The 1,953-nt window shown below is 60.4% G+C and carries 1 protein-coding gene; it reads right to left on the bottom strand.

Annotated elements, in window-relative coordinates; translation table 11 throughout:
- Positions 1 to 103 precede the first annotated feature (103 nt).
- The gene (ltrA, locus tag ACFOY2_RS54575) at positions 104 to 1,354 is read right to left on the bottom strand and encodes a group II intron reverse transcriptase/maturase (RefSeq protein ID WP_379536102.1); all 1,251 of its coding nucleotides are present in this window, start codon (positions 1,352 to 1,354) and stop codon (positions 104 to 106) included.
- Positions 1,355 to 1,953: the final 599 nt, after the last annotated feature.

Below are 1,953 nucleotides of genomic sequence, written 5' to 3'. Positions count from 1 at the left end.
ACTGCGCCTGGCCGAGTAGCCGGGGGCATCGCAGCCCCCGGCCCTCACAGATCCGGACATGACAGTCTCCCGTCATCCGGCTCGTGCCGTCCCTGCTATCGGGTCAATACCGCAGCATCCAGTGCGCGAACAGCCTCGGGGCACTATCCCGCACCCGTCGCAACCAATTCTTCGCACGTCTATCACTGCGTTTCAGTCGCTTGTACTTCTTCCGCGCCCAACGCATCAAGATGCGATCAATGCGCCTGCACAGCGGGATCACCCTGCTCGGATAGAACACGGTGAAATAGGCGAACCAGCCCCGCAGGACCGGATTCGCCCGCCGGGCGATGTCCTCCAGTGTCAGAGTCGTGTGCCGAGGGATTTTCCACGAACTGACCTTCCGCCCCATCTCCGCAATCTTCTCCGAAGATGGCGCAGGCAGGAAGTTCGTGTACCTTTCCTTCCGCGCTCGGTCGAAGGCTTCCCGAGGACGAAACTCATACCCGCAGAACGTGAACGACGTGACCGGGTAGTCCCGACGACGTTTCCCGTCCTTGCAGTACACGATCTTCGTTTTATCCGGGTGCAGAAGCAGCCCGATCTCGGCGAACCGGACACCGAGCCTCTCCTTCACCTCCAACGCCTGACGTTCGGTCACACAATGGATCACCGCATCATCTGCGAACCTTTCGAAACGGCAGCCCGGATACTCTCGCGAGAGCCAGACGTCCATCCCGTAGTGCAGAAACAGATTAGCGAGCAACGGTGAGATCGGACCGCCTTGCGGCGTCCCCTGAGTTCGTGCGGCAAGGGCACCATCAGGCATCCGCATCGGAGCCTTCAGCCAGCGTTCCACATACAACAGAATCCATTTCTGATCCGTGTGCCGGCCGACCGCCTTCAATGCCAGATCCCAGCGGACCGAGTCAAAGAACCTCGACACATCAAGGTCCACGACCCAGTCCTTCTCCCAGCACCGCTTCCGGCAGCCCTCGATCGCGTCCAGCGGCGACCGGCCAGGGCGATACCCGTAAGAGTCAGGGTGGAACACCTTCTCCACCTCAGGCTCCAACGCGAGCACCGCCACCGTCTGCGCCACCCTGTCCACGACATTGGGAATACCGAGAACTCTCGTCCCACCTTTCTTGGGAATCTCTACCGCCCGGACCGGACCGGGAAAATACGAGCCTGACGACATGCGGTTCCACAGCTTGAACAGATTGTCCTTCAACCTATCCGCAGAACCGAACTGCTCGATCGTCACCCCATCGACCCCGGCCGCTCCCCCATTTCCCTTCACCTTCAGCCACGCATCCCATACCAGCCGTTTCGGAATGCGATGCGACTTGCCTTCCAGCAGTGGCTCATTCATGCGACTCCTTCCTTCCGGTTGATCGCACTCATTCACCTAGACGACCCCGCCCCTTGGCTCCACCCCCACTGCGATACGCAGAGGCTTCACAGCTACTCCGGGCGAGTCCGCCAGCGCGCCCCGCAACACGTACTCAACTCCTCGCGGGTTCTCCGCTTGGAGGTCTCCATCTCGCCACCCATTCGCAGGCGGCACTTTCGGGGACACGCCTTCACATGTTCCATACGAGAGCCCGGACCGGACTCATGCTGCCTCTACGCCGGACCCCACCTGAGCAGTAAACGGGTATCCCTCAGGCTCATCCCGGGATCTATCGGACACCCCGGTTTTGGATGTCATCTAATGTAATTTCGACGCTTCAGACGGCAGAGGGCTTCCACCCATCGCTCATCTTCCCGGTCCACATCTGACGCAGTCACAGCCACGCCTTTTCCCACGCCGTTCAGCACCACAGTCTTCAGCTAAGGCACCGGTGGGTGATTTGAAGCCTCCTCCGCGTAAGGCGACTCCGGAGGATCAGAACCCCTCCATCTACTCGTACAGCCCCGCAATCAGCCGGTCATTCTCAACCCACCTCTCGCGTTCATGTTCACAACCGA

Origin of the sequence: Nonomuraea purpurea (genome assembly GCF_042650645.1) — a bacterium.
Taxonomy (GTDB): Bacteria; Actinomycetota; Actinomycetes; order Streptosporangiales; family Streptosporangiaceae; genus Nonomuraea; species Nonomuraea purpurea.
The sequence above is the reverse complement of the archived record's forward strand: the minus strand, read 5'-3'. Positions and strand labels throughout refer to the sequence as shown.